The sequence below is a fragment of the Mobiluncus sp. genome (assembly GCF_985070215.1).
On the sequence record NZ_CFKZQR010000025.1, the window covers coordinates 14174 to 28182 of the forward strand.

The 14009-nt window shown below is 58.7% G+C and carries 11 protein-coding genes and 1 tRNA gene; 2 read left to right on the forward strand and 10 right to left on the reverse strand.

Annotated features, from left to right (window positions below; translation table 11 throughout):
* The first annotated feature begins 31 nt into the window (after positions 1 to 31).
* Positions 32 to 1453, forward strand: a complete 1422-nt coding sequence (glnA, locus tag AC5LBQ_RS06030) for a type I glutamate--ammonia ligase (RefSeq protein ID WP_493264921.1) — start codon at positions 32 to 34, stop codon at positions 1451 to 1453.
* 54 nt (positions 1454 to 1507) lie between these two features.
* Here glnA and AC5LBQ_RS06035 read toward each other — a convergent pair whose 3' ends face one another.
* Positions 1508 to 2926, reverse strand: coding sequence for a hypothetical protein (locus AC5LBQ_RS06035; protein ID WP_493264922.1), 1419 nt, complete (start codon positions 2924 to 2926; stop codon positions 1508 to 1510).
* 168 nt (positions 2927 to 3094) lie between these two features.
* Between AC5LBQ_RS06035 and AC5LBQ_RS06040 the strand changes: the two genes are divergently transcribed.
* Entirely contained in the window at positions 3095 to 4933 is a 1839-nt protein-coding gene (locus AC5LBQ_RS06040) for an AMP-dependent synthetase/ligase (RefSeq protein ID WP_493264923.1), read from the forward strand.
* 90 nt (positions 4934 to 5023) lie between these two features.
* Here AC5LBQ_RS06040 and AC5LBQ_RS06045 read toward each other — a convergent pair whose 3' ends face one another.
* The 9 genes from AC5LBQ_RS06045 to AC5LBQ_RS06085 form a co-directional block, all read right to left on the reverse strand.
* A complete protein-coding gene (locus AC5LBQ_RS06045) occupies positions 5024 to 6013 on the reverse strand; it encodes a hypothetical protein (protein ID WP_297346869.1) in 990 nt (329 codons plus the stop codon).
* A 755-nt stretch (positions 6014 to 6768) separates the two neighbouring features.
* Positions 6769 to 6842: transfer RNA gene (locus AC5LBQ_RS06050), tRNA-Pro, on the reverse strand.
* A 112-nt stretch (positions 6843 to 6954) separates the two neighbouring features.
* The gene (der, locus tag AC5LBQ_RS06055) at positions 6955 to 8526 is read right to left on the reverse strand and encodes a ribosome biogenesis GTPase Der (RefSeq protein WP_493264924.1); all 1572 of its coding nucleotides are present in this window, start codon (positions 8524 to 8526) and stop codon (positions 6955 to 6957) included.
* A 46-nt stretch (positions 8527 to 8572) separates the two neighbouring features.
* A complete protein-coding gene (gene cmk / locus AC5LBQ_RS06060) occupies positions 8573 to 9298 on the reverse strand; it encodes a (d)CMP kinase (RefSeq protein ID WP_493264925.1) in 726 nt (241 codons plus the stop codon).
* Positions 9299 to 9440: 142 nt separating this feature from the next.
* Positions 9441 to 10670 (reverse strand): prephenate dehydrogenase, encoded by a 1230-nt coding sequence (locus AC5LBQ_RS06065; RefSeq protein ID WP_493264926.1) that lies wholly within the window; start codon positions 10668 to 10670, stop codon positions 9441 to 9443.
* Entirely contained in the window at positions 10667 to 11503 is an 837-nt protein-coding gene (locus AC5LBQ_RS06070) for a pseudouridine synthase (RefSeq protein WP_493264927.1), read from the reverse strand. The genes AC5LBQ_RS06065 and AC5LBQ_RS06070 overlap by 4 nt, the downstream gene beginning before the upstream one ends.
* Positions 11475 to 12143, reverse strand: a complete 669-nt coding sequence (scpB, locus tag AC5LBQ_RS06075) for an SMC-Scp complex subunit ScpB (RefSeq protein WP_307741532.1) — start codon at positions 12141 to 12143, stop codon at positions 11475 to 11477. The genes AC5LBQ_RS06070 and scpB overlap by 29 nt, the downstream gene beginning before the upstream one ends.
* Positions 12134 to 12973, reverse strand: a complete 840-nt coding sequence (locus AC5LBQ_RS06080; RefSeq protein WP_493264928.1) for a segregation and condensation protein A — start codon at positions 12971 to 12973, stop codon at positions 12134 to 12136. Before AC5LBQ_RS06080 ends, scpB begins: the two co-directional genes overlap by 10 nt.
* Positions 12963 to 13805 carry a ParA family protein gene (locus AC5LBQ_RS06085; RefSeq protein WP_282922652.1) on the reverse strand — a complete coding sequence of 281 codons (843 nt, stop codon included), beginning with the start codon at positions 13803 to 13805 and terminating at the stop codon, positions 12963 to 12965. The genes AC5LBQ_RS06080 and AC5LBQ_RS06085 overlap by 11 nt, the downstream gene beginning before the upstream one ends.
* Positions 13806 to 14009: the final 204 nt, after the last annotated feature.

Sequence of the window (14009 nt, forward strand, 5' to 3'; positions counted from 1 at the left end):
TATAAATTTTTGCCTTGCAGGAGGTTCCGGCATGTTTAATGATTCGCAGTCAGTAATTAATTTTGTGAAAGAAAAAAACATTCGTTTTATCGACGTGCGCTTTTCCGACCTTTACGGAACTATGCAGCACCTCACCATCCCCACAAATATGTTGGAGGAAACACTCACTGACGGGATGATGTTTGACGGGTCGTCCATCAACGGTTTCACCGCGATTCATGAATCCGATATGAAGCTGATCCCCGACCCCACCGCGGCTTTCGTCGATCCGTTCCGCCGGGAACCGACCCTGGTGCTGTATTCCTCCATCGTGGATCCCTTTACGAACGAACCGTTTTCCCGCGATCCGCGCGGCGTGACTCAGAAGGCGGAAGCCTACCTGAAGTCCACCGGCATCGCTGATACGGCGTATCTGGCTCCCGAACCGGAGTTTTACCTGTTCGATTCCATCCAGTTCCGCACCGATCCGCACGATTCTTTCGTAAAAATCGGTTCGCGAGAATCCCCCGTAACCTCGGGCGATTGGGAGGACGGGCACAACTTGGGCAACAAGATGCCATTCCAAGCCGGCTACGTCCCCGTCCCCCCGATGGATGCCACGGCCGACGACCGGGACGCCATTGTGCGCGCCTTGCAAGAGACTGGTTTTGAAATCGAACGAGCTCATCATGAAGTCGGGGCTTCGGGTCAACAGGAAATCAACTACACCTATTCCACGCTGCTGCACGCTGCGGACAATCTCACAGTGTTCAAATACATTGTGAAAAACAAGGCTATCGAACTGGGCAAGACCGTAACTTTCATGCCCAAGCCGCTGTGGGGGCAGGCCGGTTCGGGAATGCACTGCCACGTGTCTCTGTGGAAAGACGGCAATCCCCTGTTCTACGGTGAAAACGGCTATGGCGGCCTGTCTGACCTGGCACGTTGGTTTATCGGCGGGCTGCTGCGCCACGCGGCCGCGATTCTGCCGTTTACGAACCCGTCCATCAACTCTTTCCGCCGCTTGGTTCCGGGCTTTGAAGCCCCGGTGAACCTGGTGTATTCGGCGCGTAACCGGTCTGCTTGCATTCGCATTCCGGTCACCGGGACTTCCCCGAAAGCAAAGCGTGTCGAGTACCGCGTGCCCGATCCTTCGGCTAACCCCTACCTTGCTTTCCCCGCCATTCTGATGGCGGGTCTGGACGGGATTCGCAATCGTATCGAGCCGGCCGAGCCTATCGACAAAGACCTTTACGAACTTCCTCCTGAGGAGTACCGCGACATCGACAAGCTGCCGCCGTCGTTGGATTTGGCGTTGCGCGCCCTGGAGGAAGACTACGAGTTCCTCACCGAGGGCGATGTGTTCACGACTGACCTGTTAGAGACGTGGATTAGGCTGAAGCGCGAGAATGAAGTGCAAAAGTTGTTCGTGCATCCTCATCCGCTGGAGTTTGAACTGTACTACAACTGCTAATAGCTGCCGTTATCCGCAAGTTCACAAGGAATCTGCCGCATCTTCGCGTTGCCGTCACCTTTTTCCGGGTGGCGGCGGCGTCTTTTTACTCCCGGGTTTGTCCCGCATCAGCCACGGCCCTATCATCAGCATGATTCCGATGATGGCCGCGAAGCTCAGCGCGACAATTTCCTCTGGAACCACCCCGTCAACGAAAATTCGCATAACGACCAGGGTTATCACCAGCGCGCCGCAGAAACTGATGAGGTTCCCGGCTGTGAGGTTGGCGATGCCCAGATTGAGGTTCAGGCTCTGCTGTAGCCGGGCCCCAAATCCGCTGGCTGCCGCGACTTGGCTCATATACATCGGGTCCTCCGACACGCCACTCACGCTGGTGCCTAACTGACCGGCTTTCGGCGCTGGATCTTGGGGTGTCATCGGGGCTGGCAAAGCGGGGGCCGGGTTGGCGTCGGGGGCTACGGCGGCGTTGCGTGCCTGGTTTTGGGAATGCGCTGCCGCGGTTTTTCCTTCACTAGCGGTTGAAGTGAGTGCCTGAGTGACGGCTTGCTGAGCGTTGGCTTGGGCCGCGTTGGCCTGACGCACCGCCGCTTCGGGCAATGCGGCCGGAACCGCCGGCCCACCGGGAGCGCTCGCGGGAGTGCCGGCCGGGGTTGCCGGGGCAGGAGCGGCCTGAGTCTGGGCTCCTTCCGCCCGCAGAGTCGCCGCGCCGGCAGCTGTCTGCGTGGCTGTTTGGGCGGCAGCCTGCTGTGGAGCTGCCGACTGGGCTGTAGCGGAGGTGGCGGGATTTGGGCTGGCCGCGGCATTTGCCGGGGTGGGCAGGGCAGATTGGGCCGTAGTTGCGGCCGCGGCTGTGCCCGGATTTGCGGCTCCCGCCGCGGGTGCGGGGTTCGCGGTGGCTGCGGACCCGCTGTTTTGAGCCGCGGCATAAAGGTTCGCTCCCTGCCCGGGAGGAATTATCTGGGCACGACCCAAAGACGTTTGTACCGTCCCGGGAGACACGGTGGATTGGGAAAAGGTTTGCAGCATTCGTGCCAAAGAATCCGGATTCGCTCCACCCCTTTGGGCGGCGGCTTGCCCGGCGGCGTTTTGCCAGGCGCTGCGGGAGTTTTGCAGCGAGGAGTCCAGGTTGGTGCTGGAAGTTCCGGTGTTGGGCAGTAGCTGGGTTGCCGGAGAAGCGTTGGATTGGGCAGATGCCGGATTTGGTTTTCCGGTGGCTGCCTCGGATGTGTTTTGAGCCGAAGCCAGCCCCGCCACCACATTGGCGATGGCGGCTGAGTTTTGTGGCATCGGCAGACCGGTTGCACTCAGATTTTGCTGGGTCGCCGCTCCCATATTGGCTGCCGCGTTGTTGACCGCAGCTTGCGCGTTTTGAGCGGCGGTAGCGGCGTTTTGGGCGGCATTAGCCACATTGGCAGCATTGGCAACCCCCGGATTTCCCAGCGGAAAGGAGGGGCCGACCGCAGGTATACTCATGCACGCTCCCCCTCTCAATAAAATCTATCTGGCAAATTTCACCCACCGAATGGATAACTCTCACATCGGCACTCCTGGTTTCATTATGAGACTCCGCGGTCACAAAGTCCATCATTTCGGCGGGTTTGAGCCAAATGCTATGTCCAATCTTTCGACCCATTTTGCGGTATGTTAAACCTATTGATTCAGGAGGCTCTGTTGACCACGAATTATTACGCCACCCCCGCCCAAATCAGCTTGGAACCCAACGATTCCATACCCGCGCTGTTTTTCACCCGGGCACGTCGCACTCCCCAGGCTGTCGTGATGATGCGACCCCAGCCTTTCGGTGACGGTTGGGAAGAGATTACCGCCTCCACCTTTGCTAACCAGATTATCGATGTGGCACGCGGGTTTATCGGCATGGGCTTAGCGGCCGGGGACTGCATCGGCATCATGGCCGGGACCTCCTACGAATGGGTATTGTTGGATTATGCTGCCCAGTCGGCTGGCCTAACCGTGGTTCCCATCTATGAAACCGATTCGGCTGCCCAGGTGGACTGGATTTTGGAGGATACCAGGGCGCGTTTTGTCATTACCGAAACCGCAACCCAGACCCGTTTGGTTGAGTCCACTGGACGGGTTGTGGATTGCGGAGTGGCCGCCATCCAAGACGGGGCGCTGGACCAGATTCGTCTCAAGGGAACCAATATTCGCAAACAGGAGGTTCGGGATCGTCTATCCGCGGTCAACCTCGATTCGCTGCTCTCCATCGTCTATACCTCCGGGACGACGGGAAAACCGAAAGGCGTGGAGCTGACTCAGCGCAACTTCGTCTATATGGCTCTGATGATTGGGGACAGTTTGCCCGAAGTCATCGACAACAAAAAGACCCGTCTGCTGCTGTTTTTACCGCTGGCTCACGTGTTTGCCCGTTTCAGTTCCTACACGGTACTCTCCGGGCGCGGCGTGCTGGGCTGCGTCCCAAATGTGAAAAACCTGCTGAATGACCTGCAATCGTTCCGTCCCACCAGCATGATTGTGGTTCCACGGGTTCTGGAAAAAATTTATACCGCCGCTCAGGTCAAGTCCGGTCGCGGCCTGAAACACACGATTTTCAGCTGGGCAGTGGCGCAAGCCATTCACTACTCGGAAGCCTTGGAGGATCCGAACCGCAAATTTGTCGGATTCCGCTTGCATCGTTCCCACGCGATTGCTGACAAGCTGCTGTTTTCTAAACTCCTGGAGCTGATGGGAGGGGACTGCCGGTGGGTCATCAGCGGCGGTGCCCCCCTGGGCGCACGCCTGGGACATTTTTTCCGTGGCGTGGGCCTGACAGTAATCGAAGGCTGGGGCCTGACGGAAACCGCCGGTCCGGTTACCGGTAACCTTCCCGGCAATATCCGAATGGGTAGCGTGGGACGTCCGCTGCCCGGCGTGGAACTAAAAATTGATAGCAGCGGGGAAATATTTGTCCGTTCCGACCTGGTAATGCGCGGCTATCGCAACAACCCTGAGGCGACCCGCGAGGCTTTGGACCCGAACGGATGGTTCGCCAGTGGAGACTTGGGCGAAATCGCCGACGATGGATTCCTCAGCATTACCGGACGCAAGAAGGAACTCATCGTCACCGCCTCGGGAAAGAACGTCTCTCCGGCTCCGTTGGAGGACTCGTTCCGCGGTCACCCCCTGGTTTCCAACGTGGTCGTCATCGGGGACAAGAAGCCGTTCGTGTCGGCTTTGGTAACTTTGGACCGGGAAATGCTGCCCACGTGGCTAGCCAATCACAAACTTCCCCCCATGGATCCGGCGACTGCCGCTGTGCACCCTGCCGTTCAAGAATCTCTGATGAAAGGCGCCCAGCGGGCCTCTGCCAGTGTCTCCCGAGCCGAATCTATCCGCAAAGTGCGGGTTATTATCGGCGACTTCACCGTAGACAACGGCCTGTTGACGCCGTCCTTAAAAGTTCGCCGGGAACTGGTAATCCAAAAATACGCCAAGGAAATCGAAGCCATCTACGCCAAATAGACTCCGCGCGGAACAAGGGAGTTAAATCAAGTTGGACCCGCGAATGGCGGGTCCAACAAGTGGAGGTTTTTGTTATTTAGATTGAACGAATCACTGTTCAACCGTGGTGGCGCGACGCCGTGAAGTGACGACTGCGCCAGCCAGCAATCCAACGCCAGCAATCAGGGCCGCGACAGAGAGCAAAGCCGCGTACTGGGCAACGGAACCGGTGCGAGCCAAGGAGCGGCTCAAGCTGCCAGCTTCGGCAACGGTCTGAGCCCGATTGGCTTGCGCCTGCTGAGCAGGAGCTGCCTGCACAGCGGAAGTCTGAACATCGGTGGCAGGAACCACGTTCGCGTTGACTGCCGGAGCTTCGGAAACTGCGGCGTTCAGCAACGGAGTGGCCTGACCGGGGACCAGTGCCGGACCGGCAGGTTCCGGAAGTTCGAACCACACGACCTGGGACTGACCATTCGGGTCAGCTTGCGGGGTGTTTTCGGTCTTGGCCATGGTCAGCAACGGAGCAGGAGCCTGGGGGTCAGGTGTGGCCACCGGAGTGGAAACCGGAGCCATCGCGCTGTAATGAGGCACCACGTAAGTAACGGGAACAATTCGCGCCGGGGCGGGCTCAGGAGCCTCAGCCGGCTCGGCGGGAGCAGCTTCCTCCGCTTCTACCTGCGTTTCTGCAGGAGCGGCCTCTTCAGCGGGCTCAGTCTCGGTAGCAGTGCCTTCTTCGGCCGGAGTGGTCTGTTCCTCAGCAGGTTCGGAAACCTCAGTATCAGGGGTCTCAGCAGCTGGCGTAGTTTCCTCCGAGGCTGGCTCTGTACCCGGTGCTGGTTCCGCTCCGAGGCCCGGAGTAGCTTCTTCCGTGGCTTCCTCTGAGGTAGCAGGTTCAGCCTGAGTTTCCTGCGCTTCGGCAGTTTCCTCAGTACCTGCGACAGTAATGTCATTTTCAGTAGCTGTAGCGCCCGCAACTTCGATAGCGGGGTCAGCTTCGATTGCGGCTTGAGTGCCGTCATCCGCGAAGGACGGGGCAAAGCCCATCATTGCAGCTATAAGTAAGCCGCCTCCTGCGGCGTAAAGCTTATGCGAGTTTTTCATGATAGGAGACCTCCATGCTCCAGCGATACCCTGTATATCGCTCCTCAGTTAGCGCCGGACAGTTACCTATCCGACAGCCAACCTGTACTCATAAGTATAGTCTTTTTTGGCTTAATGACGCGGATTGGTTGCTGTGCCAAACACCCCAAAAATTGGTGAAATTATTCATTTCAGTAAGTTTTCAGCTGGGTGACAGGAAAAATCGCTGAATTATCAACATTCAAAACCCTTACACACGGTAAAAGATAGGAAATTAGTGTGAGCAATATCACATATCGGGGGTGTGGGCGGGAGTGTCATTTGACCTGACATTAAAATGATTTTTGTATTGACATTTACACGTATCGGAAACGCATTTTTTTAACATAACTGCACTTAGAACCGTATTTCTCAGCCTGACGTGTCTATTGTCTATTCAAAACACTGAGAAAGTCGAAAATGTCCTGTCCGACCACCAACTCATTTTTCACAGATACTCCGAAAATACTCAGACATTCAGGAACGCTCGGCGAATTTAAGTGATTTCCCAGCTTGTCCACAGATTTGGGATTAACTCATGGTGGTTATCTCGCCGTAACAGCTAATCGTGCGGCGGTATTTGCAAACGTTTATGAACACGTTTTCAGACCTACCGTTGGTTTGAATTAATTGTTGATAGCGAACTTTGAGGAAAACATTTATTCTCAGCAAACTGGAAGCCAGAAACTTCCCGGCCGCCACCGCCGATAGTGGGAAAGCACTCGTTAAACAAACTGTCGGGCTGACAGGATTTGAACCTGCGACCCCTTGACCCCCAGTCAAGTGCGCTACCAAACTGCGCCACAGCCCGATTGCCCGAAAAGCAACATAGACACTTTACCCTATTGGCAACCGAAGGGAAAAACGCTGCCGTCCCGGACGCTTGAAAAAGCAATAATTCATTAGAAAATCGCGGAAAATCCTTAGCGACCTTTCCGCTTTTCGCGCACCCGCACTCCGATGCGCACCGGGGTGCCCACAAAACCGAAGGTGCCCCGCAGGCGGTGTTCGATGAAACGCCGGTATTGCGGATCTAAGAATCCGGTCGTAAACAGGACAAAACGGGGCGGACACACCCCCGCCTGGGTGGCGTAGAGGATACGCGGCTGTTTGCCGCCTCGCAGCGGATGGGGATGCGCCGCGACCAGTTCACCCAAAAACGCATTCAAACGCGAAGTGGGGATACGAATCGTCCACCCCTCTAATGCGGCTTGCAACGCCCGAGTAATCCGGTTCGTGTGCCAGCCGGTCTTCGCCGAGATGTTAATCTTTGGTGCCCAAGACACGTGCGCCAGATCCGACTCTTGTTCGTATTTCAACTCGCCCTGGCGGTATTCGTCCACCAGATCCCACTTGTTGTTCACCAGCACTAAGGCTCGGCCCGCATCGACGACTTGGTTCACGACCCGCACGTCTTGTTCCGTGAGAGGTTCTCCCCCGTCCAACAAGACCAGCGCCACATCAGCGTTTTCGATGGCAGCTTGGGTGCGCAGCACCGAGTAGTAATCCGCTCCCACGCTGCGCTTGACCCGCCGACGCACCCCCGCGGTGTCTACAAAAACCCACTGCTGCCCGTCCAGCTCCAAAACCTCATCCACCGGATCACGGGTGGTGCCGGGAACTTCTGAAACCACGGCTCGTCCCGCCCCGGAAAGGGCGTTGAGCAGTGAGGACTTGCCTACGTTGGGTCGACCCACGAGGGCGACCCGCGGCGTAGAGTCCTCAGCACGAGTCACCGGTGTGACCCCAGTCTCAGGCAGCACCTGCAAAATGGCGTCCAGCAAATCCCCCGTCCCGCGCCCGTGCAGGGCAGAAATCGGGTAGGGCTGCCCCATGCCGAGGTTCCACAAGGCGGCGGCATCGGCCTCTTGCCGCTCCGAGTCGACTTTGTTGGCCACCAGCAGCACCGGCTTACCGGAACGGCGCAACAGCTTCATTAAACGTTCATCGGTGGCGGTCGCCCCCACGTTCGCGTCCACCACGAACAGAGCGGCATCAGCCAGGTCAATCGCGATTTCGGCCTGATCCGCAACCGCCCGGTCCAGCCCGGAAACCCCCACGTCCCAGCCGCCGGTATCAACCAGGTGGAAGTTGCGCCCGTTCCAGTTTGCATCGTAAGTGACCCGGTCCCGCGTCACTCCCGGTTCGTCCAGCACGACAGCTTCACGGCGCCCCAAAATGCGGTTCACCAGGGTGGATTTGCCGACATTGGGACGGCCCACCACGGCGAGGGTCGGCCAGTTTGGGGTGGCGGGCAATCCGGCAGCGTCCAGCGTCAGGTCCCCGGAGAGCAAATCCAAGTCCTCCGGCTCGAGGTCGTAATCTTCCAGACCCTCGCGCAACATCGCTTCCCGCGCCGCGTCTGCCGGGTCTACCGTGCCATCATCGACAAAGTTTTCGTATTCCATTTCCGGAAGTTCACCGCTGGGCGCAACCAGATTGGTCTGGTTTGCCGCTGTCGAGCCCCCGGCGTCTCCGGTGGTTTCCTCAGTCATTTTCCCCCCCCGTGCGTTACTGCCTGGCCGAAATCCGGGCCAAGTCTCAATTCGTCGCCTGATCAATCAGACGCATAACCGTATCTAAAGTTTGCGACACGCTCAAATCGGTGGAATCCACCGTGGTCACTCCATCGGCGGCCTTGTGGAAAGAAGTGACTTTGGCATCGCGGGCATCACGGTCCAAAACCAGGGAGCGTTCCCGGTCCAAAGTTTCACTGCGGGCATCACCTTGATCTTCCAAAGCCCGCCGACTGACCCGCGTCGCCTCATCGGCCGTCAAAAGAATCCGCACTTGTGCCTCGGGTGCCACCACGGTGGTGATGTCCCGGCCTTCCACCACGATACCGCGAGTGGATTCGCGAGCCTGGGCGATAATGTCGCGCTGCAGCGCAATCAGCGTGGTACGCACTTCCGGAACACTCGATACGGCGGACACGATGGTGTTGATGTGGTCCGTGCGAATCACGTGCATGACATCCACGCCGTCCACAAAAATCCTGGGTGCGTGGGGAACCGCGTTGACGGTGAACTTCATGGTCTGCACCGCTGCCGCGATGGCTGCGAAATCGTTGAGGTCCACGCCGCGGTGTTCCACGCCCCAGGCGGCGGCGCGATACATCGCTCCCGTATCGAGGTATCCCAAGTCCAGGGCTGCCGCCACGCTACGCGAAATGGTGGATTTGCCCGAACCGCTGGGTCCATCGATGGCGACCACTACCCCGCGTCCCAAAATTTTTTCGCGCAATGCCTCATAGTTCGCGTATTCCATGCTCCCCTACACTTTCCAAATATTAAGCAACGCTCCAGTATTCCACAGTGAAACCGGTAACGCCCTAAGCAAACCTATCTTACCGGCAAAAAGGGCTTGTTATGACCCGTTATGCCGAAAACTGCGGTACCGTGCCCCCGGTTCAGACCTCTGCCAGGGACCAGCCCTGCTTCGCCAGATGTTCCATCAGCGGCTCTACCGAAGCCGGCGTGACGTACAGGTAGGCCAGCCCGCGCGCTTGCCCCAAAGAGTGTTCCAGGCGGAAATCCTCCACGTTGATGCCGGCTGACCCCACCTCGTTGAACAAACGCCCCAAGAAACCCGGTTCGTCCGGGACCAGCACTGCCACCACCCCGTACTTCGAGGCCGCATCACCGTGCTTGCCGGGAATCCGGCCCACGCCCTCGTTACCGCGCACCAACACCGTATTGATGGCGCCCACCGCGGGAGAGTTCCAGGCGGTGCGCGCGGTGGTCTGAGAGGGGTCACAAGGCCGGGTGGGCGGGATTGTTTCGGTCGGACTACCGTCCGGGTTTCCGGCTTCGCGAGGACCTTCCGGGCTCAGTCCGGCGATGAGAACCTGCAGGTTACCTTGCAGTTCCACCAGGATTTCGCGCACCGCGGTTTCATTGCCCGCCAAGATAGCGTTCCACAGTCGTGGGTCCGAGGCCGCGATGCGGGTTACGTCGCGCAAGCCTCCTCCTGCCAGTTCCAAAGCGGCCGGAGGCGCCGTCACCAGCAGCCCGGCCATCAGGGATGACACCAACTGAGGCACGTGCGAAACCAATGCTACCGCCCGGTCGTGCTCGTCAGCGTCCAAAGTCAACAGGAACGCGCCTAGGTCTGTCCCCAAAGTTCGCGCCGCCAACACCACATCAGGGCGGGTCGTCTGGTGCGCCACCACCACCCAGGGCCGGCCCGCGAATAAGTCCGCGGTGGCGGCTCCCACTCCGTTCACTTCCTTGCCAGCCATGGGGTGTACCGAGCAATAGCGCGGTGCCGCGGCACTATCCCCCGCCACGACCTCGTGCACCACCGCGTCTTTCACGGAACTGACGTCAAACACGAAAGCCGCGGGAAACTCCCGCAAAGCTGCCAAAACGACACCGGCGGTCACATCGGGAGGGGTCGCGACCAACACTAGGGAAGGCGCGGGCAAACCCTCGCGCCAGACCCGGCCGGCTCCCAGGCTCTCGCCCAAAGCCATCGCCGTTGGGGACGCATCTCGCAGGTAAACGTCCACTCCCGCACGACGCAGCGCCAAACCAACAGACCCCCCAATCAAACCTGCGCCGATAATTAACACCGGCCCGCGCGTACCGACCACGGCGGCACCGGGCTGCGGGGTGGAATGCGGCAAAGTTTCGCTCATAGTCCCACCATTTCTTGCAGAGTGGCCAACTCGTTGCCATGCAGCAGCCGGAACTGGCCTTCTTTCAGGCCGTCCAAAGTCAGGTTGGCGATGCCGGTGCGAGTCAGGGCGGATACCGGGTGGCCCACCTCAGAGAGCAGGCGGCGCACCACGCGGTTCTTGCCCGAATGGAGGGTCAGCTGCACGATTGAGGAGCCCTTGCGCACTTCGATGAGCTTGAATTTATCGACTTTCACCGTGCCGTCCTCCAGCTCGACCCCGCGGCGCAGCACCTTACCCAACCCCATCTTGACCTGGCCTTGCACCACCGCAACATAGGTTTTCGGGACTTCGTAGGACGGATGCATGATCCGATTCGCCAACTCACCATTGTTGGTCAACAGCAGCAATCCCGCCGTAGCTGCATCCAATCGACCCACGTTATAAACCCGCTCGGGCAGTTTCGTCACCCAGTCCCCGATACAGGGACGATCGTCCTCGGGCTGCATCGAAGAAACCGTGCCAACGGGCTTGTGAAAAGCCCAGACCTGCAGGACCGTATCGGTGTGAATCCTCTGCCCGTCCACCGTAATCCGGTCCGTGGGCAGGACTTTTACCCCCATTTCGCGCACAGTTTCGCCGTTTATCTGGACGCGGCCTTGCGCAATCAGGTCCTCGCTGGCCCGCCGCGAGGCGACGCCGGCGCGGGATAATACCTTTTGGAGACGCTCGGGTTCGCTGGTGGCTTCGGGGCGGGTCTGGGTTTCAGTTTCCGGCTCGGGCAAGGGCGTGTTGTCACTGGTCACGGTGTTTTTGGTTTCCGACTCAGTCATCTGTACTGCTTTCTGTGTCATTGATTTCGCTGTCGTCCGCACTGCGTTGGGTTTGAGCATCCCACAGCATGTCGGCCGTTTCCGCCGCCAAGACCTGAGACAAATCGGGGTTAGCCGGCATATATGGAGCTAAGGGCGGTAGCTGATCCAGGCTGTCCAGCCCGGTCTGTTCCAGGAAAGCCGCGGTGGTGCGGTACAGCAAAGCTCCAAGGTTCGTTTGGCCGCATTCTTCGATGAGCCCGCGCGCCGCCAAGTTACGCATTACCGAATCCACGTTCACCCCACGAATGGCGGCAACTTGGGCGCGGGTACAGGGCTGTTTGTAAGCCACTACCGCCAAAGTTTCCAACGCCGCTTGTGAGAGCCGACCGGTTGAACCCAAGGTGACGAAGCGCTGCACCAAGGTTTGAAACCGCGGCGCCACGTAGATGCGCCACCCGCCGCCGACTTCCCGCAGTTCAAATCCGCGCGGGCGACCGAACAGGGCTCCCTCCCCGCCTTCACCGCGATATTCCGCAGCCAACCCCTGCAGGGCGGCGTACACCTCTGTTTCCGGGGTCTGCAGGGCTACGGACAACACATCCACACCTACCGGCGCTTCGGTAATCATCAAAATAGCTTCCAGTGAAGCCCATAATTCTTGGTCGTCGCTCATTCCCATTCGTCCTCAATCTGGGGTTCGGTCTCGGTTTCGCTGGAGCCGACCCAGGTGATAACTAACTTACCTAAAGGATTTTCCTGGGTAAAACTCAATACTCCGGAGCGATACATATCCAGCAGAGCCAGGAATCGCGAAATGATTACCGGCAGTGTTTTGGCGTCTGCCACAAGTTCTTTAAACGTGAGGGTGCGGGCTCGTTGCAGACGCTCGGTCAGCACCGCGGTCTGCTCATGAACCGAAACGAGCGGATCGTGCAGGTGGGCGACCAGGACTTGCGGAGGAACCGCGTACAAGGTGCTGGCGGCGCGGCGAGCCAACTCCTCGGGGTCAATCTGGGTTTTCAGTTCCGCTAGGACGTGTTTCAGAGCCGGCTCGTCTCCCGGCACGCGTCCTGTCACCAGTTGAAAGACCTCCAGCTGCTCCTCGACATAGTTCGAGGCTTCTTTATAGGTTTGATATTGAATGAGTCGGGAAATCAGCAGGTCCTGGGCTTCTAGGAGTTCCAAGTCCTCCTCGCTGTCAGCCATGCCCGGCAAGAGCCGAGCCGCTTTGATGTCCAACAGAGTTGCCGCGATGACCAAGAATTCCGTCGCTTCGGCCAGATTGGGCCATTTGTCCAGGTAAGCGAGGAAATCCGCGGTCACTTCGGCGAGGGCAAAAGCGGTGATGTCCAGTTTGCGTTTCGCGACCAAGTCCGCCAGCAGGTGAAACGGCCCGGTGTACTCGGGTGAATGGACTTCAAAAGCGGGGGTGTCCGCCGTGTCCAAGTCTGCCGGTTCTTGGTTGTCCGGTGCCGTGTCGGGCAGGTTCGGGTCAGGGTTAGGCGACATAGCCCTTAGCTATCACTTCGCGCGCCAAGCGGCGGTAGGCTTGGGCACCTTCATGGGTGGGGGCAAATTCGGTGATAGGCCGGGTCGCCACGGTAGAGTCGGGGAACTTCACGGTGCGTTTGATGACGGTGGAGAACATTTTGTCTTGGAAGGCTTCGAGCAGGCGTTCCTGAACTTCCTTGGAGTGCAGGGTTCGCGAGTCCACCAGCGTCGCCAAAATGCCGTCCAACTGCAGTTTCGGGTTCAACCGGTCACGCACGGTTTCAATAGTTTCCATCAGTAACGCCACCCCGCGCAGGGCGAAAAATTCAGTAGATACCGGAATAATCACCCCGTGAGCCGCCGTCAAAGCATTGACCGTGAGCAAACCTAGTGACGGCTGGCAGTCAATAATAATCGCGTCATATTCCGGCTCTACTTCCCGCAGCACCCGAGCCAGGATAGATTCCCGCGCCACTTCGTTTACCAGTTGCAACTCCGCGGCGGAAAGGTCAATGTTGGCCGGAATGATGTCGAGGTTTTCCGTGCTGGTGTGGTGAATGACATCGGCAGTCGTCAAGTCGCGGTGCGGGCCGACCATCAGGGAATAGATAGTTGTGTCCATCTCGTGACCGTTAATGCCTAAACCGACCGAGGCCGCACCCTGCGGATCGAAATCTACCAGCAGTACTTTGCGGCCGTATTCCGCCAAGGCTGCCGCCAAGTTGATGGATGTCGTAGTTTTGCCAACACCGCCCTTTTGGTTACACATGGCGATAATCCGCGCCGGACCGTGGCCTTTCAGAGGCTTCGGAACGGGGTACTCTTTATCCGTATCAGGAACAGGCATCATCGCGGGTTGGTTAGCATTCACCTTTACAGTTTACCCAAAGTTGTCCCTTGATATACCACCACACCACCGCGATGGCTCACTCGCTTCGCGATGCCCTTTCTGCTTGGAGCTACGGCGGGGGGGCGGCCCCCCAACGGCGCCTTTTTCCCGCCCCCGCCCCCACCCCCGAGGCGTCCCCTCCTCCCCCCGCCCGCGCGCCCCCCG

Excerpts from the sequence above, each read along its gene's own strand:
- glnA (WP_493264921.1), top strand. The coding sequence starts at position 32 with ATGTTTAATGATTCGCAGTCAGTAATTAATTTTGTGAAAGAAAAAAAC.
- AC5LBQ_RS06035 (WP_493264922.1), bottom strand. The coding sequence starts at position 2,926 with ATGAGTATACCTGCGGTCGGCCCCTCCTTTCCGCTGGGAAATCCGGGG.
- AC5LBQ_RS06040 (WP_493264923.1), top strand. The coding sequence starts at position 3,095 with ATGTTAAACCTATTGATTCAGGAGGCTCTGTTGACCACGAATTATTAC.
- AC5LBQ_RS06045 (WP_297346869.1), bottom strand. The coding sequence starts at position 6,013 with ATGAAAAACTCGCATAAGCTTTACGCCGCAGGAGGCGGCTTACTTATA.
- der (WP_493264924.1), bottom strand. The coding sequence starts at position 8,526 with ATGACTGAGGAAACCACCGGAGACGCCGGGGGCTCGACAGCGGCAAAC.
- cmk (WP_493264925.1), bottom strand. The coding sequence starts at position 9,298 with ATGGAATACGCGAACTATGAGGCATTGCGCGAAAAAATTTTGGGACGC.
- AC5LBQ_RS06065 (WP_493264926.1), bottom strand. The coding sequence starts at position 10,670 with ATGAGCGAAACTTTGCCGCATTCCACCCCGCAGCCCGGTGCCGCCGTG.
- AC5LBQ_RS06070 (WP_493264927.1), bottom strand. The coding sequence starts at position 11,503 with ATGACACAGAAAGCAGTACAGATGACTGAGTCGGAAACCAAAAACACC.
- scpB (WP_307741532.1), bottom strand. The coding sequence starts at position 12,143 with ATGGGAATGAGCGACGACCAAGAATTATGGGCTTCACTGGAAGCTATT.
- AC5LBQ_RS06080 (WP_493264928.1), bottom strand. The coding sequence starts at position 12,973 with ATGTCGCCTAACCCTGACCCGAACCTGCCCGACACGGCACCGGACAAC.
- AC5LBQ_RS06085 (WP_282922652.1), bottom strand. The coding sequence starts at position 13,805 with ATGATGCCTGTTCCTGATACGGATAAAGAGTACCCCGTTCCGAAGCCT.